The organism is Streptomyces sp. NPDC028368, from assembly GCF_055565615.1.
Genome location: NZ_JBVHTY010000017.1, coordinates 112,788 through 136,871, shown reverse-complemented (window position 1 = coordinate 136,871; position 24,084 = coordinate 112,788). Strand labels below are relative to the sequence as shown.

At 69.4% G+C, this 24,084-nt stretch carries 23 protein-coding genes and 1 pseudogene; 15 read left to right on the top strand and 9 right to left on the bottom strand.

Features of this window, described 5'->3' with window-relative positions:
- Positions 1 to 82: 82 nt before the first annotated feature.
- Complete coding sequence (locus ACZ4S3_RS32330; RefSeq protein ID WP_467940674.1) at positions 83 to 508, top strand: VOC family protein; 426 nt, start codon at positions 83 to 85, stop codon at positions 506 to 508.
- A 119-nt stretch (positions 509 to 627) separates the two neighbouring features.
- Here the strand turns inward: ACZ4S3_RS32330 and ACZ4S3_RS32325 are convergent, their stop codons facing one another.
- The 4 genes from ACZ4S3_RS32325 to ACZ4S3_RS32310 form a co-directional block, all read right to left on the bottom strand.
- Positions 628 to 2,337, bottom strand: a complete 1,710-nt coding sequence (locus ACZ4S3_RS32325) for an amidase family protein (protein WP_467940672.1) — start codon at positions 2,335 to 2,337, stop codon at positions 628 to 630.
- Between the two features lie 407 nt (positions 2,338 to 2,744).
- Entirely contained in the window at positions 2,745 to 2,918 is a 174-nt protein-coding gene (locus ACZ4S3_RS32320; protein ID WP_467940670.1) for a hypothetical protein, read from the bottom strand.
- A 17-nt stretch (positions 2,919 to 2,935) separates the two neighbouring features.
- On the bottom strand, positions 2,936 to 3,136 hold the full coding sequence (locus ACZ4S3_RS32315; protein ID WP_467940668.1) for a hypothetical protein: 201 nt from the start codon (positions 3,134 to 3,136) through the stop codon (positions 2,936 to 2,938).
- Between the two features lie 176 nt (positions 3,137 to 3,312).
- Positions 3,313 to 4,125, bottom strand: a complete 813-nt coding sequence (locus ACZ4S3_RS32310) for an amidohydrolase family protein (RefSeq protein WP_467940666.1) — start codon at positions 4,123 to 4,125, stop codon at positions 3,313 to 3,315.
- Between the two features lie 579 nt (positions 4,126 to 4,704).
- Between ACZ4S3_RS32310 and ACZ4S3_RS32305 the strand changes: the two genes are divergently transcribed.
- Complete coding sequence (locus ACZ4S3_RS32305) at positions 4,705 to 5,628, top strand: NADP-dependent oxidoreductase (RefSeq protein ID WP_467940664.1); 924 nt, start codon at positions 4,705 to 4,707, stop codon at positions 5,626 to 5,628.
- 37 nt (positions 5,629 to 5,665) lie between these two features.
- Positions 5,666 to 6,604, top strand: a complete 939-nt coding sequence (locus ACZ4S3_RS32300) for an AraC family transcriptional regulator (RefSeq protein WP_467940662.1) — start codon at positions 5,666 to 5,668, stop codon at positions 6,602 to 6,604.
- 537 nt (positions 6,605 to 7,141) lie between these two features.
- Here ACZ4S3_RS32300 and ACZ4S3_RS32295 read toward each other — a convergent pair.
- Positions 7,142 to 7,996, bottom strand: coding sequence for an alpha/beta fold hydrolase (locus tag ACZ4S3_RS32295; protein ID WP_467940660.1), 855 nt, complete (start codon positions 7,994 to 7,996; stop codon positions 7,142 to 7,144).
- A 452-nt stretch (positions 7,997 to 8,448) separates the two neighbouring features.
- Here ACZ4S3_RS32295 and ACZ4S3_RS32290 point away from each other — a divergent pair, with 452 nt between their 5' ends.
- The 4 genes from ACZ4S3_RS32290 (at position 8,449) to ACZ4S3_RS32275 (ending at position 11,728) form a co-directional block, all read left to right on the top strand.
- On the top strand, positions 8,449 to 8,778 hold the full coding sequence (locus ACZ4S3_RS32290) for a DUF6234 family protein (RefSeq protein WP_467940658.1): 330 nt from the start codon (positions 8,449 to 8,451) through the stop codon (positions 8,776 to 8,778).
- Between the two features lie 136 nt (positions 8,779 to 8,914).
- Entirely contained in the window at positions 8,915 to 9,121 is a 207-nt protein-coding gene (locus tag ACZ4S3_RS32285) for a hypothetical protein (RefSeq protein WP_467940656.1), read from the top strand.
- Positions 9,122 to 9,218: 97 nt separating this feature from the next.
- Complete coding sequence (locus ACZ4S3_RS32280) at positions 9,219 to 10,607, top strand: ATP-binding protein (protein WP_467940654.1); 1,389 nt, start codon at positions 9,219 to 9,221, stop codon at positions 10,605 to 10,607.
- Entirely contained in the window at positions 10,604 to 11,728 is a 1,125-nt protein-coding gene (locus tag ACZ4S3_RS32275; protein ID WP_467940652.1) for a tetratricopeptide repeat protein, read from the top strand. The genes ACZ4S3_RS32280 and ACZ4S3_RS32275 overlap by 4 nt, the downstream gene beginning before the upstream one ends.
- A 211-nt stretch (positions 11,729 to 11,939) precedes the next feature.
- Here the strand turns inward: ACZ4S3_RS32275 and ACZ4S3_RS32270 are convergent, their stop codons facing one another.
- Both ACZ4S3_RS32270 and ACZ4S3_RS32265 read right to left on the bottom strand, forming a co-directional pair.
- Positions 11,940 to 12,296: a putative quinol monooxygenase gene (locus ACZ4S3_RS32270; RefSeq protein ID WP_467940650.1), complete on the bottom strand. Its 357-nt coding sequence runs from the start codon at positions 12,294 to 12,296 to the stop codon at positions 11,940 to 11,942.
- An 89-nt stretch (positions 12,297 to 12,385) separates the two neighbouring features.
- The gene (locus ACZ4S3_RS32265; protein ID WP_467940648.1) at positions 12,386 to 12,703 is read right to left on the bottom strand and encodes a hypothetical protein; all 318 of its coding nucleotides are present in this window, start codon (positions 12,701 to 12,703) and stop codon (positions 12,386 to 12,388) included.
- Between the two features lie 360 nt (positions 12,704 to 13,063).
- On the opposite strand from ACZ4S3_RS32265, the gene ACZ4S3_RS32260 reads away from it, so the two are divergent.
- The 3 genes from ACZ4S3_RS32260 to ACZ4S3_RS32250 all read left to right on the top strand — a co-directional run bounded on the left by ACZ4S3_RS32260 (position 13,064) and on the right by ACZ4S3_RS32250 (position 15,652).
- Positions 13,064 to 14,050: an LLM class flavin-dependent oxidoreductase gene (locus tag ACZ4S3_RS32260; protein ID WP_467940646.1), complete on the top strand. Its 987-nt coding sequence runs from the start codon at positions 13,064 to 13,066 to the stop codon at positions 14,048 to 14,050.
- A 144-nt stretch (positions 14,051 to 14,194) separates the two neighbouring features.
- Positions 14,195 to 14,473, top strand: coding sequence for a hypothetical protein (locus ACZ4S3_RS32255; protein ID WP_467940644.1), 279 nt, complete (start codon positions 14,195 to 14,197; stop codon positions 14,471 to 14,473).
- 423 nt (positions 14,474 to 14,896) lie between these two features.
- Positions 14,897 to 15,652 (top strand): PE-PPE domain-containing protein, encoded by a 756-nt coding sequence (locus ACZ4S3_RS32250; RefSeq protein ID WP_467940643.1) that lies wholly within the window; start codon positions 14,897 to 14,899, stop codon positions 15,650 to 15,652.
- 193 nt (positions 15,653 to 15,845) lie between these two features.
- Here ACZ4S3_RS32250 and ACZ4S3_RS32245 read toward each other — a convergent pair.
- Positions 15,846 to 15,974 (bottom strand): annotated as a pseudogene (locus ACZ4S3_RS32245) (IS5/IS1182 family transposase); the annotation flags it as partial.
- A 505-nt stretch (positions 15,975 to 16,479) separates the two neighbouring features.
- Between ACZ4S3_RS32245 and cseB the strand changes: the two are divergent.
- The 4 genes from cseB to ACZ4S3_RS32225 all read left to right on the top strand — a co-directional run bounded on the left by cseB (position 16,480) and on the right by ACZ4S3_RS32225 (position 22,011).
- Positions 16,480 to 17,190 carry a two-component system response regulator CseB gene (gene cseB, locus ACZ4S3_RS32240; RefSeq protein ID WP_467940641.1) on the top strand — a complete coding sequence of 237 codons (711 nt, stop codon included), beginning with the start codon at positions 16,480 to 16,482 and terminating at the stop codon, positions 17,188 to 17,190.
- 38 nt (positions 17,191 to 17,228) lie between these two features.
- A complete protein-coding gene (locus ACZ4S3_RS32235; RefSeq protein WP_467940639.1) occupies positions 17,229 to 18,467 on the top strand; it encodes a sensor histidine kinase in 1,239 nt (412 codons plus the stop codon).
- Positions 18,468 to 18,660: 193 nt separating this feature from the next.
- On the top strand, positions 18,661 to 19,404 hold the full coding sequence (locus tag ACZ4S3_RS32230; protein ID WP_467940786.1) for an ABC transporter ATP-binding protein: 744 nt from the start codon (positions 18,661 to 18,663) through the stop codon (positions 19,402 to 19,404).
- A gap of 69 nt (positions 19,405 to 19,473) precedes the next feature.
- Positions 19,474 to 22,011: an ABC transporter permease gene (locus ACZ4S3_RS32225; RefSeq protein WP_467940637.1), complete on the top strand. Its 2,538-nt coding sequence runs from the start codon at positions 19,474 to 19,476 to the stop codon at positions 22,009 to 22,011.
- A 144-nt stretch (positions 22,012 to 22,155) separates the two neighbouring features.
- Here the strand turns inward: ACZ4S3_RS32225 and ACZ4S3_RS32220 are convergent, their stop codons facing one another.
- The gene (locus ACZ4S3_RS32220; protein WP_467940635.1) at positions 22,156 to 22,899 is read right to left on the bottom strand and encodes a CTP synthase C-terminal region-related (seleno)protein; all 744 of its coding nucleotides are present in this window, start codon (positions 22,897 to 22,899) and stop codon (positions 22,156 to 22,158) included.
- Positions 22,900 to 22,975: 76 nt separating this feature from the next.
- Between ACZ4S3_RS32220 and ACZ4S3_RS32215 the strand changes: the two genes are divergently transcribed.
- Entirely contained in the window at positions 22,976 to 23,947 is a 972-nt protein-coding gene (locus tag ACZ4S3_RS32215) for a LysR family transcriptional regulator (RefSeq protein ID WP_467940633.1), read from the top strand.
- The last annotated feature ends 137 nt before the right edge of the window (positions 23,948 to 24,084 follow it).

The window sequence follows — 24,084 nt, the reverse complement described above, 5'->3', positions numbered from 1 at the left end:
GTCGGCGAGGTCATCGTGCCCGCACTGCGGCATGTGCCTGTCGCCTCCACGCTCCGGCCACCCCTCACGGCACAGTGGGGCCATGAACGCAGATGACAGGAACCTTCTGGCCCGGGGACGCGTAGCGACCAGGCTTCCAGCCCAGGACCTGGACCGGGCGCGGCGTTTCTACTCCGAAAAGCTAGGTCTGGAGCCCGTCGACGAACGGCCTGGCGGGCTGCTCTACCGGTGCGGAGGTGCGGACTTCGTGCTCTTCCAATCGACGGGAGCCTCGCCCGGTACCTTCACTCAGATGGCGTGGGAAGTCGACGACATTGAGACAGTCATGTCGGAACTCCAACGGCGCGGCGTGGTGTTCGAGGAGGTCGACGCGCCCGGGTTTCGAACGAGGGACGGGATCGCCGAGGTCGACGGGAACTACCCGAGCAAGGGCGCACGAGGTGAACGCGGCGCCTGGTTCCGCGACTGCGAGGGAAACATGCTGGGTATCGGCGAGCCGGTTGTCTGAGCGGGCCACCTGACCTGCGTCACAAAGTCATCAGACTCCCAAGTGCAGGGCTGAGCGCGATCGGAGTCGGGCCGGCGGGGCGCCCTTGCTGCGCCGGGCGGGTGCCGTGGCCGGCCCCTTCACCGGGAGGTGCTGGGCCGCACCGACGGCAGGTAACGCGGCGCTCGCCAGGCGTCCAGTCGGTGTTCCACCGCGGCCCCCAGCGACAGCAGTTTGATGTCCTGGTGGCCACCGGCCATCAGGAGCAGGCCGACGGGCAACTCGTCGACGAACCCGGCAGGCACCGACAACGACGGGTACCCGGCCACGGCCGCGGGGGTGGAGGACGGGATCACGTCGTTGTCGCCTCGCGCGCAGTCGGTTCTCCAGGCGGGCGGGTTCGTCGGCGAGGCGATGGCATCCAACCGATGGGCGGCCATGGTCTCGTCGATGGAACGCCGGGAAAGGTCCTTCAACTCGGCGCGTATGGCCCGGTATTTCGGGTCGGTGGTGGGTGGTGCGGCGAAGGCCTGCTCGAACAGCTCCTGCCCGGCGAAGCAGGTCCGCTCCGCCGGGTGGGTGCGGTTGAAGTCGATGAGCTGGGCAAGCTTCTGGGGCCCCTTGCGGGTGGCGAGGTAGGCGTCGATATCCCGGTGGAACTCGCTCAGCAGCGCCGGGAATTCGAGTTCGGCGAGGCGCTTCTGGTGCGGCGGCGTCACCTCGACGACTTCGGCCCCCGCGTTGCGCAGTTTCTCCGCCGTACGGGTCATCAGGGAATCCACGTCCGACCCGAGCGAGGGCAGTCGCCACAGGCCGATCCGTTTACCGTGCAGATCGGCGGGGTGTGTCAGCGGCGCATCCACCTGTCGGCGGACCTCCGGGAGGCCGGCTGGGCTGACGGGGCCGGCCGGGCTGACGGGGCCGAAGGGACTGCCAGGGCCGATGAGGGCGAGAGGGCTGCCAGGGCCGGCGGGGCCGCCGGAACGCGAGGTGTCACCGCCGCTGAGCACCGAGAGGGTGAGCGCGGCATCGATCACGTTGCGCGCCATGGGCCCCGCCGTATCCTGCTCGGCGGAGATCGGCACCACGCCGGACTGACTGACCAGCCCGAGGGTGGGCTTGTAGCCGACCACCCCGTTCATCCCGGCCGGACACACGATGGAGCCGTCCGTCTCGGTGCCGATCGCCACCTGCGACAACGACGCGGCGAGCGCGGCGGCCGAACCGGCGGACGACCCGCACGGATTCCGGTCCAGTACGTACGGGTTGCTGGTCTGTCCACCCACCGCCGACCACCCTGATGTCGGCTTCGCCGCACGGAAGTTCGCCCATTCGGACAGGTTGGTCTTGCCGAGGATCACCGCCCCCGCGTCCCGCAACCGGGTCACCAGCGCGGCATCGGTGTCCGGCGGGCTCCCGGCGAGCGCAAGCGACCCAGCCGTCGTCGGCATGTCGCGGGTGTTCACGTTGTCCTTGAGCAGGACGGGGATGCCGTCGAGCGGGCCACGGGTGTCGCCATGCCGATGCCTGGCGTCGCTGGCGGCCGCCTGGCGCAGGGCCGTCGGATCGGTACGCAGCACCGAGTGGATCTTGGGGTCGATCGTCTTGATCCGCCGTAGGTACGCACGGGTCAGCGCCGACGAGGTCAGCGAACCCTCCGCCATACGAGCCTGCAACTCCGGGATCGTCGCCGTGTCGAGAGCGAACCCTGGCATCGAGGCCGAACCGGCCGGCGGCGGCGAATTGCCGGCGCCGTGCTCTGCGGCTTCGGCACGCGGATTCGGTGCCCCCGTTAAGAGGGACCCGGTGACCAGGGCGGCGATCAGCGTAGCAATGCTCCTCTTTCCCATGAGGGGTAGCGGACTACATGCCGGCAATCCGGCGCAAGGGCGCCCGCCGCAACGCCTACGCACGCTTCGGCGCCAACCCGCCAACCCGCCAACCCGCCGCCCCGGCGACCCGCCGCCAGCGACCTGGCCGGGCGGGCCCGCTGGCGGCGTGCGGTGGCGGTGTCGGTGGCGTTGCACGGTGCGGCGCAGCGCGGCCAGAGTGCGGCCCCCTCGCGTCCCGGGGTGCGCTGCGTTCGGCCGTTTCAACGGACGGCGTAGGGCTGCTCATGAAGGCTCAGCGGAGTGACGCTCAGCCCGTTCCCCTCAACGCCGTTGAAGATGCGGACGCGGCCCTTGGGGAAGACAAAGCTCGGGTCCGGGGTTCCGGGGGCGGCATCGTCGCCGGGGGTTCCACGTCCGCGGTGAGGTCAGTAGTCGAAGCGGGAGGTGGCAGGCACCTCGGGATCGTCGTCCGGTTCGGTTTCGAGGAAGCCGTTCGGCGCGTAGACCGGTTCGATGAACACGTTGCTGTAGTCGGGCTTCGCCGGCCGAGCGATCTTGGCGGCGAGCTGACCGTTCGGCTGCGGCACTGAGGGGGGCATGAGAGTTCCTTGGTGTTTTACGGCCGTAATACGGCGGTGGGGCAGGCCGGCCTTGGCGGCGCGGCCCATGCAGTAGCAGGTCCGTTGGCCTTGCCCTTCGTGTGGGCGCAGCCGTGGATGGTGACGATGCTGTCGTATCCGTCCTGGGTGACGTCGTACCAGGCGTCGGTGTCGGCGAGGAGCTGGGACTCGTCCTCGGCCGTCGACCCGGTGATCATGATACGTGGGCCGACGGTCAGCAGATCCTGCCAGCCAGGCAGTGTATTGAAGACAGCGGGCAGCGGCGAGGCGGGGTCGGCTTCTGGTCGCGGGCGATCTCTCCACCTCCCGGCGATCCGTTTGTGGGCCGCGGAACTGACCGCAATGCTGCGGCGTGCCGTGCCGTGCCGTGCTGTCAGAGGTTGAAGATTCGTCGTGCGTTGCCGGACAGGAAGAGCTCGGTGGTCTCCTCGTCCAGGTCGAGGTCGCCGAGGTGTTCCAGCGCCTGAGTGGGGCTGATCATGGGGTAGTTCATGCCGAAAAGCACCTTTCTGCGGCCCCGTCCGCGCAGGTAGTCCACCAGCTCACGGGGGTAGCGGCGGACGGAGTAGGCACTGGTATCGATGGAGACGTTGGGGTGCTTGTCGGCCACCGCGATCATCTCCGTGGTCCACGGGTAGCCGATGTGCCCGCACACAATCGTCAGCTCCGGAAAGTCGAGCGCGACCTGGTCGATGTAGGGGATGGGACGGCCGGTCTCGGACGGGCGCAGCGGGCCGGTGTGTCCGACCTGGGTACAGAACGGGATGCCGAGGTCGACGCAGGCGGCGTACAGCGGGTAGTACAGCCGGTCGGTGGGCGGGAGTTGCCACAGCCAGGGCACGATCCGCAGGGCCACGAAGCCGAGGTCGTCGACGGCGCGGCGCAGTTCCCGCACGGCCTGGACCGGCCGGGTGAGGTCGGCGCCGGCGACCCCGCGCAGCCGTCCCTCGGACTGGGCGACGAACTCGGCCACCTCATCATTGCTGATGAGCGGCCCCTGCGGCCCGTACCAGGCCGCGGCCAGCGCGGTTTCGACATCGGCCGCGGCCATTGCCGCCACCGTGGCATTGACCGGCAACGGCTCCTCCAGCAGCCCCTGCCCTGTCCACCGGCGCAGCGACTCGAACATCTCGTGGTTCGAGTGACGGAGCGTGGGGTGCTGCATCCACACATCGATGACCGGCACGGCTCGCCGCCTCTCTCCTCGCGCCACCAGCCTTACCGCACGGGGGGCGGCTAAGCGATCGCTTACCCGGACCCCAGCCGCTACAAGCCACCCACAGCTACCCCCGAGGAAGCACCGCCCCACTGCCATGGCCGTGTCTGTGGCCAGGGGGTTTGTCGGTGGATGCTGAAGGGGCGTTCTGAGCAGAGGCGAGGTTCGTTGCTCAGGACGTTGCCTGAAGACGAGGGCTTTGGCCGCTGTGCCGAAGGCGGAGGCGGAGGCGGAGGCGAGGCGACACGGCAGTGCGGCCCGGCTGCCAGTGCCGATGCCAGTACCGGTGCCGGTGCCGATGCCGGTGTCCTGATCATCCGCTTCGTGATCGTCAAGGGGCTTCGTCGACATTCGAGGCACGTATGGCCAAGAGTGCCCGCGAGAAAGACGCTGGGACATGCAACCGAGACGGAAGGCTATTCTCCCGCTCATTCGATCTCCCTAGGGTTGAGCACATCAAGCAGCACATCAAGCAGCACATCAAGCAGCACTTCAAGTAGGCCACTGAGCCGGTCATCGGGAACCGGACGAATTCCAGGGAGAATTACCGTGCGCGCAATAATCCAGAAGACCTTCGGTGGCCCCGAGGTACTCGAGGTCGTGGAGACCGAGCGGCCGAAGCCGCTGGCCGGCGAGGTCCTTGTCAGGGTCCACGCCAGTGCGGTCAACCCGGTGGACGTGGCCGTCAGGTCCGGCGCCTTGCCGCTGCTCGGCGAGCCGCCCTTCGGCGTGGGCTGGGACATTTCCGGGGTGGTGGAAGAGACCGGCCCCGGCGCCAGGTTCGCGGTGGGCGATGAGGTGTACGGGATGCCGTTCTTTCCCCGGGCCGCCACCGGGTACGCCGAGTACGTCGCCGTACCGTCCCGCCAGGTGGCCCGCAAGCCCGCCTCGCTCGACCATGTGCACGCCGCCGCCATCCCCCTCGCGGCGCTCACGGCCTGGCAGGGCCTGGTGCAGGCGGCAGGTGTCAAGGAGGGCGACCGGGTGCTGATCCAGCGGGCGGCCGGTGGCGTCGGCCACTTCGCGGTACAAATCGCGAAGATACGCGGCGCCCATGTGATCGCCATCGCCAGCGCGGCTCGGCACGATTTCGTCCGTGACCTCGGCGCCGACGAGGTCATCGACTACCGGACCACCGACTTCACCGAGATCGTCAAGGACGCCGACGTGGTTCTCGACTCCGCGGCCCAGGGCGATCTCTCGCTCGGCGTGCTGCGCCCCGGCGGCGTACTCATCAGCATCCTGGAACACGGCGACCCGGAGCTCGCCGCACGCGTCGAGGCTGCCGGGCGGCGCTTCGCCGGCGTCTCGGTCGAGCCGGACTACGCCGCGCTCGAAGCGATCGCCGAGCTGGTCGACGCGGGCCTGATCCGTCCGTACGTCGAGGAAACGTTCCCCCTGGAGGAGGCCGGCAAGGCACAGGAGCTCGTCGGTTCGGGACACGTACAAGGCAAGATTGTCCTGACGGTCTGACCGCGAGGGGCAGGCCGCACCAGGGAGGCGAGGACGGATGGACATCCTCACCGAGGCGCTGGCCTCGATGCGTACCGGGCACCCAGCGTCCCTACGGACCAACGGCCGCGCCCCCTGGGGCCTGCGCCTGCCACCGGTCGCGGGCGCAGGGTTCCATGTGGTGCTGTACGGGACCTGCTGGCTGGTCCCCCTCGAAGACGCACCACCACATCTGCAGCCGGTGCCGCTGAGCCCCGGCGATGTGATCTTCCTGCGCGACGGGCGGGGACATATCCTCGCCGACCATCCCTCCACCGTGGCCGAGGAGATCAAGGACGAGCAGTACGAAGGGGGTTCACCGATCGGCTCAATCACGATCGGTGGCGAGGGTCCCGAGACCAGCCTGCTGTGCGGCAACTACCACTTGGACCAGGGCCGCCCACACCCCCTCGTGCGCCAGCTGCCCGAGATGATCCATCTGCCGACGCGGCACGGCCGCCATCCGGAGCTGAGCGCCGCCGTCCAACTCCTCGGCTCCGAGCTGGAGAACCCGCGCATCGGCTCGGACGGCATCGTGCCCGCCTTGATCGACTCGCTGCTCCTCTACATCCTGCGGGCCTGGCTCGACGATCAGCCCCCGGCCGCCGCCCAGGGCTGGGCCGCGGCCCTGAGCGACTCGGCAGTGGCGCCCGCCCTGTCGGCCATTCACGACGACCCCTCGGTCCAGTGGACCGTCGCCTCGCTGGCCGAGCGGGCGGGGCTGTCCCGCGCCGCCTTCGCCCGGCGGTTCGCCGCGCTGGTGGGCGAACCGCCGATGGCGTATCTGACCCGCTGGCGCATGACGACCGCCGCCCGTCTGCTACGCGAGTCCGATGCCCCGCTGGTGACGGTCGCCGGCCGCACGGGATACGGCTCGGAGTTCGCCTTCGCCAAGGCTTTCAAGCGGGAATACGGCCTGGCCCCAGGCAGCTACCGGCGCCAGGCCAGGACGGCCTAGAGGGGGTCCGCAAAGCCAATCGCGTGCGCCCCTGGACACCGCCGCTACCTCTCCGAAGCCTCCAGGGCCGAACTCTGTACCGACAACAAGCAGAGCGACGCCCAACGGCGGATCCCCACACAACCGGAACCCAGTCAACTCGACCGGTAGCTACCGCCACTCGATGGAACTCCATCAATCCTCAGCCGCTGTGACGTTGGCACCATGCGCGCAAGAAAGCGAGCGAGGCGCACACAGCACGTCGGGCGGTGAGTCGGCCGACGTGCAGAAGCCCGCAGCCTCCGCCCCCTTCAAGCCTCCGCCCCCTTCAAGCCTCCGCCCTGGGGGGATACCCGCATGACCTTGGTCGGGGGTCGCAAGCGTATGGCAGCTCAGATTTTGGGGGTTCCAAGGCCCGCGAACCCCCCTCCATAGACAACGAGTTCACGGCAGACAGCCCCGTTGATCTGCGCAAACAGGTCAACGGGGCTGCTTCAAGTCCGCATTCGAGCGGCGGGAAAACGGGCGAAAACGGCGTTCGTGAGCTGTGCCGGATTCTTAGTCGGGCAGTCCTCGAACGAACTCGGTGACCAGCGTCGCCACCTCTTCTGGAGTCTCCAGGTTCATGGGGTGGGTGGCGTCAATCCGGTTGACGCTGATCGTCGGCCGGGTGCGGGAGAGCGCGGCCAGCTCGTCGGAGACCTCTCCTGCGAACCGGGCGCTGAACTCGGCGAACCACTCCATGCCAGGCGCAGGCGGTATCTGTCGGCCGGCCTGTACAAGCAGCAGCGGGCAGTCGACCCCGTCCAGCCATGTGGTGACACCGAGCGCGAAGATCCTGTGGAGTTCGTCGAAGATCTCCAGCGCCTCCACCCGTTCCGGCAGTGTCTGCCACTTGCCGTCGGGCAACGGGCGTGCGGCCGCGCGGGCAGCGGCCTCCGCACGGTCGGCGGGAATCCCGAGCCGGGCGGAGTAGGTGACCTTCTCCTCGATGTACTCGGGTGGCGCGATGGTCCCGACCGACGCCAGCAGCCCCTCACTCACCCGGTCAGCGCCGGGGTACTCGCGTCGCCACCAGAAGCCGTCGAGATTCACGGAGGCACGGGCACGGCCCGGGTTCGCTCGGGCGTACTCGACCGCGACCATTCCGCCGAGGGAATGGCCCACCACAACGGCCTCCGGCACGCCATGCGCGTCGAGCGTGTCCGCGATGTCCTGCACCACGGTGGGAATGGTCCAGGGGGAGCTGCTGGGAGAGCGACCGTGCCCGGGAAGGTCGACGGCGAGGACACGGTGCCCGGCGGTGAGGAGGGCGGCCGAGGCGTCCCAGTCGGCGAGCGACCGACCGTAACCGTGCAGGAGAACCAGTTGAGGGCCATCGCCCCCGTAGTCATGAGCATGTAGGAGTGTCATTAGACGTCACTGTAAGAGGCACACGGCATTTCGAATACCGGATTAAGGATCTTCGTCGAACGCCAAGTCCGCACTAGCGGCCCGTCGGCCACTGGGCGGCGTGGTGCGGTGGCCGGTTCAGTCGTCGCGGCCACGCTGCAGCGTCACGCCCAGGCGGCGTTCTACACGCGGATCCACAGCCCGACGAGCCGCTTACGGCAGTCGCCGATGCCGCCTGAGCCAATGACGAAGATCTGCATGGCTTCGTTACTCATGCATAAGCCAATGCATAAGCCAATGCATAAGCCAATGCATAAGAAGCCGATGCATAAGCCAATCTGGCCATCCTGAAGGTGGGGAGATGCCCCGGCCGGGTTTGAGTACGGGTACTCACGACACCGTGCATCGGTCCGGGGGATGGTCCCCTGGTGAAGGGGAACGCACAACGCACCGGTAGGGGCATAGCGGTGGCCTTGGCCGTCATCGAGCTGGTGGTCCTTGCCGTGATTGGCCTGTCCTGGGCTTCGTCCTACTGGTCGTGGGATCCGCAGCACTATGGCGACCCGCCGGGCCCCTACTTGGAGAAGGCTGCGGTCGTGCCGATTGTGGCCCTGGTGGCGACGGTTGTGGCCGCGGTCCGGCGCGTACGCGCGGTCGCCATTGGGCAGGCCGTGGTCTTCGTCGTCATCTGCGGGATCATGCTCGGCGTGAGAGCTCCCGGAGACCGCGCTTACGAGCACTCCTACCGGGATGCCTGCCATGCGGGCATGATCTGCGACGGCGACCCGCCGCCCGTTCGGTGACCCTTTGGCCGGGCGGTTCCACTCACTTCCTGGCGGATACCGAGCGCCTGAGGACAGAGCAAGGATTCCGGCCCCTCTGGCCCCATGAATCGCGGAAGAGCCCGGACGACGCGAGCAGATAGCCCTGGGCGCGTGGGTGGCTGTCCAAAAGGCAGAACAGGACCGCCGGGACAACGCGATCAGACGTGCCGAGGAACTACTGGACCTGGTGCAAGCCGGTGAGTTGGACGCCTCGGTGCCCGTGGAAGCGGACGATCCGAAGGCCCGACCAATGCTGTACGGGCACTCCCCGGCCGTGGTCGCGCAGAGCGACGCCTGGGCCGAAGCTGTCTCCTGTGCCTGAACCACCCATTCCCGTTCCCGTCCCCGCAGCAGGTTGGGCGCAGAGTGCATCAAGGGCACCTGCAAGTGACCCGCGTCGGCTCCGTAAAGTGGGGGTCATGCTGGCGGAATCCCCCCTGATACAGAGCATGCGTACGGCCGTTGCGACGGCCCCGGATGACGTACCCCTGCGGCTGCACCTCGCTGAGTTGCTGCTGACCGCGGGGCACGGCGACGCCGCGGTGGGGGAGGTTGCTGTGGCGTTGCAGCATGCGCCCGGTGATGTCCACGCACGCGAGTTGATGGTCCGGGCCCTGACAGGTGCTCCGGCAACCCCGCCCGGCGACGCCGCGCTTCCCGTGCCACCGCAGGCCCCGGCGCCCGGCGAGCCTCCCGTCCCCGCCGCCGCGCAGCCGCAGGCCCCGGCGCCCGAGCAATCTCCGGTCTCCGCAGCCGTGCCGCCGCAGGAACCCGCGGCCGGGCACCCTCCGACGCTCGCCCCCACCTCGGGCCCGGGTTTCGACTGGAGGGCAGCCGAGGATCAGGTCGGCGATGCCGTCCCGCCCCGGTTCGTTCAGGCGCCGCTCACCGTCGACGGCAGCGGCGATCCTGGGGATGCCGCCGCCTGGGATGTGGAACGGCCGGGCGCCATCCGCCTCGCCGATGTGGGCGGCATGCAGGAGGTCAAGGAGCGACTGGAGGCCGCCTTTCTGGCGCCGTTGCGTAACCCGGAACTGCGCCGCCTGTACGGCAAGAGCCTGCGCGGGGGGCTCTTGCTGTACGGGCCGCCCGGCTGCGGCAAGACTTTCATCGCGCGGGCCGTCGCGGGCGAACTCGGGGCCAACTTCCTGTCCGTGTCGGTCAACGACGTGCTCGACATGTGGATCGGCAACTCCGAGCGCAACATGCACGAGCTCTTCCAGACCGCCCGCCGCCAGGCCCCGTGCGTGGTTTTCCTGGACGAACTGGACGCGCTCGGCGGAAAGCGCAGCCGCAGCCAGAGCAGCGGTATGCGCAACACCGTCAACCAGTTGCTGACCGAGCTGGACGGCGTCGAGGCGGAGGCCAACGAGGGCGTGTTCGTGCTCGCCGCCACCAATGTCCCCTGGGACGTGGACATCGCCCTGCGCCGCCCCGGCCGGTTGGACCGGACCTTGCTGGTGCTGCCGCCCGACGCACCGGCCCGGGAGGCGATTCTCCGCTATCACCTGCGGGAGCGGCCCATCGAGAACGTCGACCTCGGCAAGCTGGTGAAGGCCACCGACGGCCTGTCCGGCGCCGATCTGGCCCATGTCTGCGAGGCCGCGGCCGAGCATGCGCTGCTGGACTCGGCCCGTACCGGGACCGTTCGCCTGATCGGCATGAAGGATTTGATGGCCGCGGCGGGGCAGATCGCGCCCTCGACGGAGCCATGGTTCGCGGCCGCCCGCAATGTGGCGATGTACGCGAACGACGGCGGGATGTACGACGACCTGGTGGCCTATCTGAAGAAGAAGCGGAAGCTGTGACCGAACTGCACCCGGCCGTCGAACAGGCCCGAGCCCTCATCGATGTCAAACGCTATGACCAGGCACGGGTCCTGCTGTCGCAGCGCCTGGCCGAAGACCCCGGTGACCTACGCGCCTGGGTCGAGATCGGCTACTGCCACCTGAACACAGAGCAGCCGGAACAAGCCCTTCACGCGGCTGACGAGGCACTCAAGCTGGCTCCCGGGAACTACGTCGTACTCATTCTGCGCGCCCTGGCGATGACCAGCGGGCCCAGCGGTTGGCGCGAGGTCGAGCCCATACTGCGCGAGGCGGTCCGCGTCGCCCCGGACCAGTGGAAGGGCTATGCGATGCTCGCCGACGCCGTAGCCCGCACGTCGGTGCTCCGATACGCCGCGGGCGCCGGCATCACCGACCTCCAGAACCATGACCTCAGCCCCGTCCTGCGCGAGGCATCCGATCTGGTCATGGAGGCACTGCGGCTGGACCCCGAGGAGATCTACGCCCACGAAGTCGCCCTGAGGATCGCCAGCTGGTCGGGCGACGCCACCCGCGCCGACCAGGTCGAACGCGCCATCCTCCGGCTCGACCCCACCCATGCCGAGGCCCTGGCCCAACAGACGCGGAGGGCCGCCGAGGCCCCGGGCGTCAAGGCCGCCCGAGCCGCCGACCTCTACGCCACCGGGCTGGCCGCCGCACCGGACTCCACCGAGATGCAGCGCGGTCTCGACCAGGCCACATACCGCATGCTGCGCGGGGTGCGATGGCTCGCCCTGCTCTGCGTCGGCTTCGCCGGGACGATGATGGACCTGTTCGCCGTCGAGGGTGAGGCGCAGCGGGAGTTGCCGCTGCCGCTCGGCCAGCGCCTGTGGTACCTCGTGCCGACGACTGCCATCTGGCTGGCCGGCGGCCTTCTGCGCTACCGGCGGCGGCGCGCCGGCGTTCAGCTCAATGTGCAGTCACTGATACGCCGCCGCCGGTGGGCCCGCGTCGTGGTGGCCCAGGCGGCCTGGGCCATGCTGTGTGCTCTGCTGATCTCTCAAGTGCCTTGGACGGACCGGTTGTTGCCGCAGGTGCTGTTCTGGGCAGGACTCGCGCCGACGTTCGCCACAATCTGGTTCGACCGGACGAAGACCCGGTGACCAGCGACTCGAGCCGCGTGCGTCTGGGCCGCTGGTCACTCCTCACCATCCGTCCGTAGCGGGCAGCGCCTTCCGGCGGCTGTCGCTTCAGGAACGCCTGCCGCCGGAGTGCAGCGCACGGGAGAGTACGGAAGAGCACGGGAGAGTACGGATCCCACGCCGCAACACACGAACCGCAGTTGGCGGCGCGGGGAGGCCGACGGATCGTGCTTCAGTCTTCGACGCCGTGATCGGGGAAGTCCGCAAACGTAGTGACCTGAGGACGTGACCGAACCCATGCACGGATCCCGGGCCCGATGGGGCCATAGATCTCTGCGTGGACCATCTCCGCGCACTCGTCCACACGTGCCAGCAGTTGTGCCGCACGTTCGTTGTGCTCGAGGGCCGCAGCTTCGTCGGCGTACTCCTCCAGTACCAGGTAGCTGCCGGCACCGGCCGAGAACCAACGGTAGTTGTGGGTGCCGGGTTCCTTGGACGCCTGCTTACGCAAAGCGAGTGCCAACTCCTCGAAGTCCCCCGCCTGTCGTTGGTCACGGACATCGAATCGCGCGCGCACAAAGATACTCATGCCTGCATTACAGCAGCTCAGTGCCCAGAGCTGGGCTGACTTCGTTCGATCACCACGAGGGCAGACTCCGGCGGTCGGCTGACTCCACCTCAGCCGGGGAAGCGGACCAGTGACTGCTGGTTCACCAGCGAGGCCCGAGTGCGGTCGATGGCGCGCAAGACCTCGGTGCGGTTCTTCGCCCGCTTCATCCACGCCGGCAACCGGGCGATGAACGTCATCTTCTTCCCTGACTCGTACCAAGGTGCCCGCTCCCGCAACGGTGCCTGTACGAACTGCCTGATCATCTCCAGGTGTTCCGGGTTGTAGGCCCAGATGCGGCCGTGCCGCGTCTCGGTCTGCAACCACAGCGGCACCTGGAAATAAGGGTCGGTGATCGGCCCCGGACCCCAGGAGAATCTCAGCACCACCCCCGACTTCTCCCTCCCCGACTGCCGGCACAGGCCACAGCTGCGGCAGACGAGATTCCGCTGATCGAAGATTGACGGCGGCCCACTGCCGAGATCTCGGGAAGCCGGGACTACGTGGGCGACCTTGGCACACTTCGGACACTGCACAAGGACGGCGTAGACGAACGATTCCTTCGTGTGCTGAGGGTCCCGAAACCGAGGCGAGGAGGACGAGGAGGACGACGAGGATAACGAGGCCACCACCCCAGTATGCGATCCGCCGCCTTGCTCCGAAGCGCAGGGACCCAATAGGTGAGCAACAAGGTGAGAAGGTGGAGATCACCGCACCCTCGTCGAACGCTCGATCCCTATGCTGACGACATGATCGATATACCTCTTTCAGCGCTGGAAGTCGCGATGGTCCAAACGGGCACCCGAGCCGTGGACACCCTGCGCGACACCGCGGCCTTCGCACAGGGACTGGAAGCGCTGGGCTACCGCCGGATCTGGTACGCCGAGCATCACCACTCGCCCGCGATCGGCGCCTTCCCACCAGTCGTGTTGACCGCGCACGCCGCCGCTTTGACCTCGGCCATCCGCCTCGGTTCGGGCGGCGTACTGGCCCCCAACCACGCACCCCTCACGCTGGCGGAGCAGTTCGGAACGCTGGCCGCCTTGCACCCGGACCGCATTGACCTGGGTATTGGCCGCGGCCCTGGCACCTTCGACGAAGCCACCGCACAGGCACTTCGCCGCGGAGCCGGACCGGCGACGGATGCGGAGTACGAGGGCGACGTGGCCGCGATCCTGTCCTTTCTCGTCGACGAAGTCGCACTCGGCCCGTTGCCGGAGCCATGGCTGCTGGCCTCCAGCACCGCAGGTGCCGCTCTCGCCGCAAGACTCGGCCTGCCGATCGCCGTCGCACACCACATCCGGCCGGACAACACCCTTGCGGTGTTGGAGCGTTACCGGGCGGCGTTCACCCCGTCCCGTTGGTGCGAGCAACCCCGGGTGCTGTTGTGCGTGGAGGCGGTGTGTGCCGAGACGGAAGAAGAGGCCGCGTGGCGAGTGGGACCGATGGACGTCGTCAAAGCCGGACTCCTCAAAGGCTTGAGCGAGATCCCGTTCCCCACACCTGCGGATGCGGCCGCCCACTCCTTCACGGCGAAGGAGCGACAGGCGCTGGCCGGCTTCCGTGCACAGCAAGCCGTCGGGACCCCCAAGACCGTCGTAGACCGGCTCACGCAACTGGCCGGTGAGACCGGAGCAGACGAACTGATGCTGACCACACCCGTCTACGACCTCCGCGACCGCATCCGTTCCTACGAACTCATCAAGAAGTACTCCGAGACCACGACAGCACCGTAGGAACCACGCAGAAATGAAGTTGGTGCTGCTGCCCTCTCCCGCCGCGAGCTCCGTAACAACCACGGCCACAGCTTCCCGGTTGCGGTCGTCCGGCTTCGGCAATGTGCAATTGGGCCCCATGGGACGCTGAGTAGGGTTGTGGCCATGACCAAGGCACGGGGGCGGTGGCCCAAGCTGGACCTGGACAGCGGCGTCGAGGATGCGACGCTGCTCATCCTGGAATGGCTCGGCGAGCAGGGCGTAGGGGCCATGATCCGGGTCGACGCGGAGCGCCTGCGGGAGGGCCGGCCGGCGTGGACTTTCGCCGCCGGCGGGGGAGCGTTGCCAGGTGGTGGACTGAGGGCTGACGGGGCCTCGGTTGCCGAGTGCATGGGCAGGGCACTGCATCGACTGAGAGAGGCCGGACTGACCGTTCCCTTCTGAGTCTGCACTGCGTGGCTGATCTCGGATGACGCCTCGAACGTGATCGCCGGTATGAGGATCCACGGAAGCGTCGGGTTTGCATGCACCAAATGGCGCCTGGCGGGCCGTACTCGACGTGGCCGCGCTGGGGACTGGCCGTACATCGTGGACGGCGGTGCTGGACGTAGTGCGCCTGGAGCCCGGGGCGGGCGAGCCAATGGGTCGAGCGCCGGACCCGGCATCCGGGACGCAGGCGGCATCAGGACGGCTGGTGTTCCAGGGCATGGGCCGCACGAGGTCCCCCTCGCCACAGTTCCGTCCCTCGGCCGCCCCACCAGCGCAGTCATTGCCGTGTCATCGCAATTTCAACGGCTGTGGCTAACGTCAACGCCGTTCGATGCAGGCACGGCTCAACCCAAGGGGGAGACCCAGGAAATGGCGAAGATGAGCAGGCTGACACGGGCGGTGGGGACCGCCGCCATGACGGCGGCAATGGTGGCCGGCGCCGCCGTCGTAGCACCCACCGTCGCGCAGGCCGACGACGTCCACCACTACTACCTCGAGGTGGGTGGCACAGGCGCCTCGGCGGACGCGCCCGGGTGCACCACGAGCTACGGATTCGCGAACCAGCACCTGGACGAGGGCGACCAGGTCGTTCCGGTCTGCTACCCGGCGAGCGCCGGACCGTGGGTGGGCAGCAAGGCGTTCCAACCGGACCCGAGCGCACCGAGCTACGACGCCAGCGTGAACGAGGGGTACAAGAATCTGCTGGCCGCCGCCGAGGACACCTACCGCCGCGACCCGAGCGCCCGCCTGACGATCGTCGGCTACTCCCAAGGTGCGCAGGTCGCGGACGTGGTGCTCCAGAAGATCGCCAACAACGAGACCGCCGTCCCGCGTTCGCAGGTCAACGGCATGCTTTACGCCGACCCGATGCAGCCCGGCACCGGTGCCGCGGCCCGCGTGCCGAAGGGCTGGAGCGCGCTCGGGTTCACCTCTCCCGGTGCCGGGCCGGAGGAATTCCCGGGCGTTCCGGTCGAGCGGTTCTGCATTCGCGGCGACGGGGTGTGCGACGCCACCTCGCTCGAGTCCATCGCCGGGTACTTCACCAAGCATGGGAACTACCCCAAGGACGGCAACGTCATGACCCGGACCATCGCCAACGACGGCGGCAACGGGATCACCTGGCTGGACTCCTGACCTGACGACGTCCGCCGCCCGCGGGGGAGGCGGCGGACCCATTGGCCCGGCCGGCGAAGTACGGCCGGGCCGATGGGCGTGGCGCTCGCGGTCCGGTGTCCCGTCGCCTGTGTCGTGGCGCTTGGGGCCGAACGCCTGGGATGAGGGAGACGAGGGCGACAAGGGAGATGTGGGAATGGCAGGGAGATGACGCGCGCCGCCAGCGGTTGATGCGCCGCTCGACGGTGTTGCGTTGTTTGTCTGCCTCGCGGTCGAAAGCGGGTGGCCTGCCGCCTCGGCTGTCGCGTCGGCTGCCGCGTCGCGGCCGGTTCGCCTTCTGGTCGAAGGTCACCGCGGCGACGAGGAACGTGCAGGCGGGCCCTCACGTCGGGGAAAGCCGGTATGCCAGCGCACTGGTGCCGCGTTCCTCTCGCGCCCGACCGGTGCCCTGATCTCGGAGCGACGTGCCGCCCTGGGCGGGTTTTGTATCAGGCGGGTATCAGGCAGCGCTTGGTTGTCCATCGAATCAGTGCGCCGGGCCATGGCGAAGGGGTGCCACAGGGAGCCGGAGTGCCTTGGACCCGGCGGGTGCCCGAGCCGTGCCATCCGATCTGACCTGGTCTGACCTGGGTATTCACGGAGAGAAGGCGCCGTGCGGGGTGTGACGCGCGTCCGCTGTGCTGCGCAGTCGCCACGACCGATGTCTGCCTTATCGTTCCTTTCAGGCCGCCGTCTGCGCGTGAGGACACACAGTGCACACGGGGCCTGTGCCGCACGACCGTCCGAACAGGAGTCATCTGCCCGTGTCCTCGTCCGCCCCGGCTCCGGCCTCTCCGCGACCTGTTCGCGTGCTGCTGGTGGAGGACGACGACCTGATGCGCCGGTCCTTCACCGTCGCCCTCGAGCGCTACGGCTACCAGATGAAGACCGCGGCCGACGGGCTGGCGGGGCTGGAGATCTTCCGCGACGAAAGCTTCGACCTGCTGATTCTGGATGTGATGCTGCCCGGTCTTGACGGCATCGGCCTGTGCCGCAGAGTCCGGGAGACCAGCTTGGTGCCCGTCTTGATGATGTCCGCTCGCGGCGACGGGCTCGACATCGTCGCCGGTTTGGAGGCCGGGGCGGACGACTACGTGGTCAAGCCCGTGGACACCTACGTGCTCGTGGCACGCATCCGTTCGCTGCTGCGGCGGGCGACCTACGCGCCCGCCCCGGGAACCGAGCCAACGCCAGGCGAGCCAACGCCAGGCGAAGGGCCGCCGCCGTCCGAGGGGACGGTTCTGGCCTTCGGGGACCTGACCATCGACACCGGCGGCCTGGAGGTGTTCGTCTCCGGAAGCCCGGTGGCGCTGACCCCGACCGAACTGAAGCTGCTGCTGGAGTTCGCCGCACACCCAGGCATCGTGCTGGAGCGGCACACCCTGCTCCGGGACGTGTGGGAGTACGGCTGGGACGGCGACAGCCGGGTCGTGGACCTGTGTGTGCAGCGGCTGCGCAGCAAGCTCGGGCGGGATCGGATCGAGACGGTCCGCGGCTTCGGCTACAAGCTCAGGCGCTGAGGCCGGTGCGCCCTTTCCACCGGCCGCGGTCGGCCCGTGTGCCCCTGCGCTGGAAGATCGCCGCGCTGGCCGCGTCCACGGCTTGCCTGGTCGCGGCGGCGGTGGGCGTGCTCGTGCACGTATGGACCGCGCAGGACATCCGGGACCGAGCCGAAATGCGGGCCTTCAACAGTCTGTACTCGGCCATGGACGTCTACCGGCGCACCGGAACCCTCACGGACGGCGCCGAACTCGATCCGGCCGAGCTGCCCGCCGCACTGCGGCACCCGGCCGACGGCAACCGGCATACCGCCTACGACGGGCGCGTCGACGGGAATGTGGGCCCGAGCGTCTGGGCCGCCCAGCGGGTCGACGGCGCGGGCAGCAGGGTGCTTGCCTTTCGGGTCAACATGAGCCCAGAGCTGTACGGGCTGCACCGGCTCGACGTGATCATGGTGGTGGCCTCGCTGATCGCACTCGCGGCGGCCACGCCCCTGGCGGTCTACGGGGCCGGGCTGCTCGGCCGCCGGCTGCGGCGGGTCTCCGAGACCGCGGGCCGGATCTCGACCGGGGACCTGGATGCCCGGACCGGGCCCACCAAGGGCCGCGACGAGGTGGCCGACATCGCCGCCACCGTCGACCTCATGGCCGACAGTCTCAGCCGACGGCTGCGCACCGAGCGCCAGTTCACCGCGGACGTGGCCCACGAGCTGCGCACCCCCGTCGGCGGTCTGCTGGCCGCCGCCGACCTGCTGCCGCCCGGTGAGACGGAGGATCTGCTCCGGGCCCGGGTGCGCGATCTGCGCGGCCTGGTCGAGGACCTGCTGGAGATCTCCCGGCTGGACGCCGGCGCCGAACATCCGGTCCGCGCCCGTGTGCCGCTCGACGCGGTCGTCTCCGAGGCCGTGACGCGCACCGGCCTCGACACCGAGGTCACCGTCACCGACGCGACACACGAAGAGCCCGCCCAGCCCGCGCAGACCGTGGAGACCGACCCGCGCCGCCTCGAACGGATCGTCGGCAATCTTGTCGTCAACGCCCACCGGCACGGGGACACCCCGGTGCGGGTCACCGTCGAGGGCCGTACCGTCGTCGTCCGCGACCATGGCCCCGGCTTCCCCCCGGACCTGCTGCGCGACGGCCCGCGCCGCTTCCACACGGGCGCGAAGGAGCGCGGCTCGGGCCACGGCCTGGGCCTGACCATCGCCCTGGGCCAGGCCCGGCTCCTCGGCGCCGAACTGCGCCTGGACAACGCCCCGGACGGCGGCGCCGTCGCCACCCTGCGCCTGCCGACCTGACCGCCCGGCCCCTACAGAACCTCCTACGAATACAGAACTGCTACGAAGCGGAGCGGACGCCGATACACGGCGGCTGAGGTCCTGATACGTCCCCCGGACACCTTTTGGTGTGCACCCTTCCGCATCCGAAGACCGCACCCGAAGTGGAGTCCCCGTGACCGCCGAACCCCTTGACACGCTCACGCCACACCCGATGACCGGGACCGCGGCCGCCGTCACCGACCTGTCGAAGGTCTACGGCAGCGGCGACACCCGTGTCGTCGCCCTGGACCGTGTCAGCGTCTCCTTCCGGGAGGGCGAGTTCACCGCGATCATGGGCCCCTCCGGAAGCGGCAAGTCCACCCTGATGCACTGCGCCGCCGGGCTCGACTCGCTCAGCTCCGGCTCCGTCCGCATCGGCACCACCGAACTGGGCACGCTCAACGACCGGCAGCTCACCGCGCTGCGCCGCGACCGGATCGGCTTCATCTTCCAGGCGTTCAACCTGCTGCCGACGCTGACCGCGCTGGAGAACATCACGCTGCCGCTGACCATCGCCGGCCGCCGGCCCGATCGGCAGTGGCTGGACCGCGTGGTCTCCATGGTCGGCCTCTCCCAGCGCCTTGGCCACCGTCCCGGACAGCTGTCCGGCGGGCAGCAGCAGCGCGTCGCGGTGGCCCGCGCCCTGGTCTCCCGCCCCGCGATCATCTTCGGCGACGAGCCCACCGGCAACCTCGACTCCCGCGCCGGGGGAGAGGTCCTCGGCTTCCTGCGCGACTCCGTGCGCGAACTGGGCCAGACCGTGGTCATGGTCACCCACGACCCCGTCGCCGCCGGCTACGCCGACCGCGTGGTCTTCCTCGCCGACGGCTGCCTGGTCGACGAGATGACGCATCCCACCCCGGACCGGGTCCTGGACCGGTTGAAGGCGTTCGACACCCGCTCACGCACAAGCTGACCCGCCCGCCGGCACCGAACCAGCCACCCGCTCGCCTCCGCCGAGCCCGCCTCCCAGGATCCGCATCCCATGTTCCGTACCGCCCTGCGCAACGTGTTCGCGCACAAAGCCCGCCTGCTGATGACCGCATTCGCGGTCATGCTCGGCGTCACCTTCATCTCCGGCAGCCTCGTCTTCGGCGACAGCCTGAACCGTGCCGCCACCGCCCGAGCGACCGACGGCTACGAGCGCATCGCCGTCAACGTCGCCCCTGATGGCGCCCCCGCCGGCGGCGGCCGGCCGGCCGGCATCGACGCCCACACCGTGACCACCCTGGCCAAGCTCCCCGGCGTCGCCGTCGCCGCGGGGCGAGTCGACGGCTTCGCCGCCGTCGCCGACCGCGACGGCCAGCTGATCGGCCACGGCCCGTCCCACCAGGGCGCCAACTTCGCCCCGGGACCGGATGGCACCGACCCGGCCTACCGCTTCACCCAGGGTTCCGGGCCGACCGGCAACGACACGATCGCCCTCGACGAGACCACCGCCGCGAAGGGCGGCTACCGCATCGGTGACACCGTGCGCGTCGGCACGAACAAGGGCGCCGCCGCCTACACCCTCAGCGGGGTCTTCCGCACCGACGGGACCAAGCTCCCCTCCGGGGGCAGCCTGACGCTGTTCACCAACGCCGCCGCCCAGCGGCTCTTCCTCCAGCCCGGCCGCTACCAGAACGTCGAGCTCACGGCCGCACCCGACGCCGACGTGCAGCAGCTCCTCAGCCGCGTCGAATCGGTGCTGCCCCAGGGCACCGGCGCGGTCACCGGGGCCCGGCTCGCCCAGATCAAGACGGACCTCGCCACCAGCGACAGCGACACCATGAGCCAGATCCTGGTGGGTTTCGCCGCGGTCGCCCTGTTCGTCGCCACCTTCCTCATCTCCAACACCTTCACCATGCTTGTCGCCCGACGCACCCGGGAGCTGGCCCTGATGCGGGCCGTCGGCGCCTCGCGCAAGCAAGTGCGCCGCATCCTGCTGACCGAGTCCCTCCTCGTCGGTGCGGTCGCCTCCGCGGCCGGCCTCGCCGTCGGCACCGGGGTCGCCGCCCTGCTTCAGACACTCTTCGCCCCCGCCGACACCCCGGCCGACCCGCTGGTCCTCACCCCGGGCACCGTGATCACGTCCATGCTGGTCGGCACCGCTCTGCCCATGGTCGCCGCATGGCTCCCGATCCGCCGGGCCATGGCCATCCCGCCCGTCGCCGCGCTCAGCGCGGCCGAGCCCGCGGCGCCCGCGCGCGCCGGCTCCCTCCGCAACGGCCTCAGCGCCGCGCTGGTGCTCGTCGGCACCGCCGCCGTGGTGTACGGAGCCCTCACCACGGGCAAGGACGCCCGGACCGTCATCGGCCTCGGTGCGGCGCTCACCCTGACCGGGGCGATCGGCTTCATCCCGCTGCTGTCCCGGCCGTTCGTCGCCCTGCTCCAGCCGCTGCTGACCCGCCTCTACCCGGTGCACGGCAACCTCGCCGCCCGCAACACCGTGCGCGACCCGCGTCGCACCGGCGCCACCGCCGCCGCGCTCGCCATCGCCCTCGCCCTCGCCTCGGGCCTGTCCGTCCTCGGGGCCTCCGCCGCCCAGTACCTCGACCGCGCGACCACCCACCACTTCACCGCCGACTACCTGGTGAAGCCCGCCGAGGGCGCCATGCGGATGACCCCCGCCACCACGGCGCCCCTCAAGAAGCTGCCCGGCGCCACACTCAGCCCGCTCAACCAGTCCACCGAATACCGCCTGGCGGGCGCCTCCTCCGTCCTGACCGGCGTCGACCCCACCACCATCGGCCGGCTGCTGCGGTACGACATGGTCGAGGGCTCTCTCGACTGCCTCGCCAAGGGCCAGATCGCCGTGGCCGATTTCAAGGCCAAGGAAGCCGGCTGGCATGTCGGCCAGAGCCTCCCCCTGCAGCGTCAGGACAAGCAGCACGGCAGCGTCACCATCGGCGCCATCTACCAGGCGGACGAGCAAAGCAACCTGCTGCCCAGCATCACCGCACCCGACTCCCTCGTCGCCCGCTACGACTCCACACCGAACACCGCCGGAATCCTCGTCGCCACGGACGGCGGACCCAGCCGGGCCGCGCTCGGCAGCGTCACCCACGCCCTCGGCGACAACCCCGCCCTGGCCGTCCTCGACCAGGCAGGCATTCGCACCCAGGACAGCGGGGACATCGGCGACCAACTCAACGTCTTCTACGCCCTGTTGAGCATGGCCCTGGCGATCGCCGCACTGGGTATCGCCAACACCCTCGCGATGTCCGTCCTCGAACGACGCAAGGAGATCGGCACGCTGCGCGCCCTCGGCGTGGACCGCGCCGGTGTGACCCGGATGATCCGCCTGGAGGCCCTGCTCCTCGGCGGGCTCGGCGCGACCCTCGGCACGGCCCTGGGCGTCTTCCTGGGCTGGGCGCTCGGGCGCACCCTCCAGGAAAGCGTCGCGGGCTACACGTTGGTCCTTCCCTGGGGGCGCCTCGCTCTCGGCGTGCTCATCGCCCTGGCAGGCGCGCTGATCGCCTCGCTCTGGCCGGCGCGCAGGGCCGCCCGCATCGACATTCCCGCCGCGACGACGGCCCAGTAACCACTCGCCCGAAACGCACAGCCGGATCTCCCCTCGCCCGAAGCCAGGTGCGGCCACCGCCAGAGGACCGTCCGACGACGCCGCTGACGTCAGCCGGCGCCGCGACGGCTCCATGTCCCTGCGCGGTCCGTCATCGGGCTCGGGTCAGGTGAGCGTCTCCGCGGCCCTCCCCGAGGCATGTTCGGCCGCTGCGGCGGCCAGTGCCCGGATGACCGGATGGGTACGGGTTCCGTCTCCCGCGAGCTCGGGCTGGAACAAGGTGGCGAGGAAGAACGGGTGATCCGGCAGCTCGGCCATGCGCACGTCGCCCGACTCATCGACGCCGCTGAAGCGCAGTCCGTGAGCCCGTAGCGCCTCCAGATAGGCCGGACTGGGGCCATACGAGCAGTGGTAGCGCTCGACGGTCCGCTCCGCTCCCAGGACGCGCTCGGCCAACGATCCCGCCGCTACCCTGACCACGCCTTCGTGACCGACCAGGGAGCATGCCAGCGGGACGATCAGCAGGTCCTCCGCCTCCGGTTGGTTCTCGGCGTGGTCAACACCGGAGAGTCCGCACACGTTGCGCGCGTACTCCAGGAGTGCGTGCTGGAATCCGCCGCAGGTGCCCAGAAACGGGATCCCCTGCTCACGTGCGGTGCGGGCCGCCGCGATGGCCCCGGCTTCGCTGCGATACGGGCTGCCGGGCACCAACCAGATGCCATCGAATCCGGTGAGGAAGCCGGCGGATTCTGCGTCCTGGGTCGGGATCCAGTACGCATCCAGGACCAACTGGTCGCGGTGGGCCAGCGCGTCGAGCAGAGCGGGGATACGGGCGTGGGCCCGGACGCTGGGCGATCGGTCGCCCACCAGCGCGACCCGGGCTGTCGAGAACGTCGAAGGCTCAGTCATGTCGACATCCTGACCCGGCAACCGAGTCCAGCACCAACGATGATCTATGACCCTTCCATTAGCGATACTGATACCCATGGATCCGCACCTTCTCCGGACATTCGTGGCTGTGGCCCGCTGCGGTTCGTTCTCCGAGGCGGCCCGTGAACTGGGCTACACCCAGTCGGCGGTCTCCCAGCACATCGCCGCACTCGAAAGCGACCTCGGAGCGGTCCTCCTGCAACGACGCCCGGTCTCTGCGACGGAGGTCGGAGTCCGGCTGCTCGAGCACGCCGCGCCGCTGCTGCTGAGGCTGGACGCCGCCCGTGCGGACATCACCCGCCTGACCGCAGCACCCGCCACCCGCCTCGTCATCGGAGTCTCACCGTTGGCCATGACGTCCCAGCTGGCCGGGACGCTTGCCGACATGCGCCGACAACAGCCCCGTTTGGACGTGACGGTGCGCGTCCTCGGCCGCGAGCCCCTCATACGAGGCGTCGCGACCGCGACCCTGGACCTCGGCCTCGTCGACGGCATGGCCGCTCCCCACGACCCGCTCCACCTGCCCGATGTCGGCCCGCCTACGGGGACGGCCATCGCTGAGCAACCGCTGGCCGTGGCACTGCCCGTTCACCACCCGCTGGCAGGCCGGACCGGCCTCCGCCTGGCCGACCTCGCCGAAGCCCGATGGATCGACGCCCCCGACACCGCCATCCCGCTCGCGCAGCTGCGCACCGCGAGCGGAACCGACAGCTACCGCGCCTCCCTGCGCTACGAAGGAACCGACGTGCGCGGTCTCATCACCCTCACCGCCCAAGGACACGGGCTCGCACTCCTGCCCCAGCCAGTGATCGACCACATTCCCGGCGTCATCGCAGTCCCCGTCTGCGCACCACGACTGGTGCACCGCACCGAGGCCCTGCACAGCACCGCACGGGACAGTCCCCCTGCCCTCCTCGCAGCAGCCCTCTCGGCCCAATCAACGCGCGGCCAATCCCACACCTCCCCCTCCACCTCCCCCTCCACCTCCACGGTCACAGCAACGGTGTGCGTGCCTGCGGCACTGTAGAAGTCGAGACACCTCCGGGAGACGTTCAGCCATGTCCCGAACTCGCTTACGTCCCAAACCCGTTGTCAGCAGACCCCAACCCAGGAAGGCGGATACCCGAAGAAGGGGAGCACGCGGTTCATTCGGATCGATGTGAC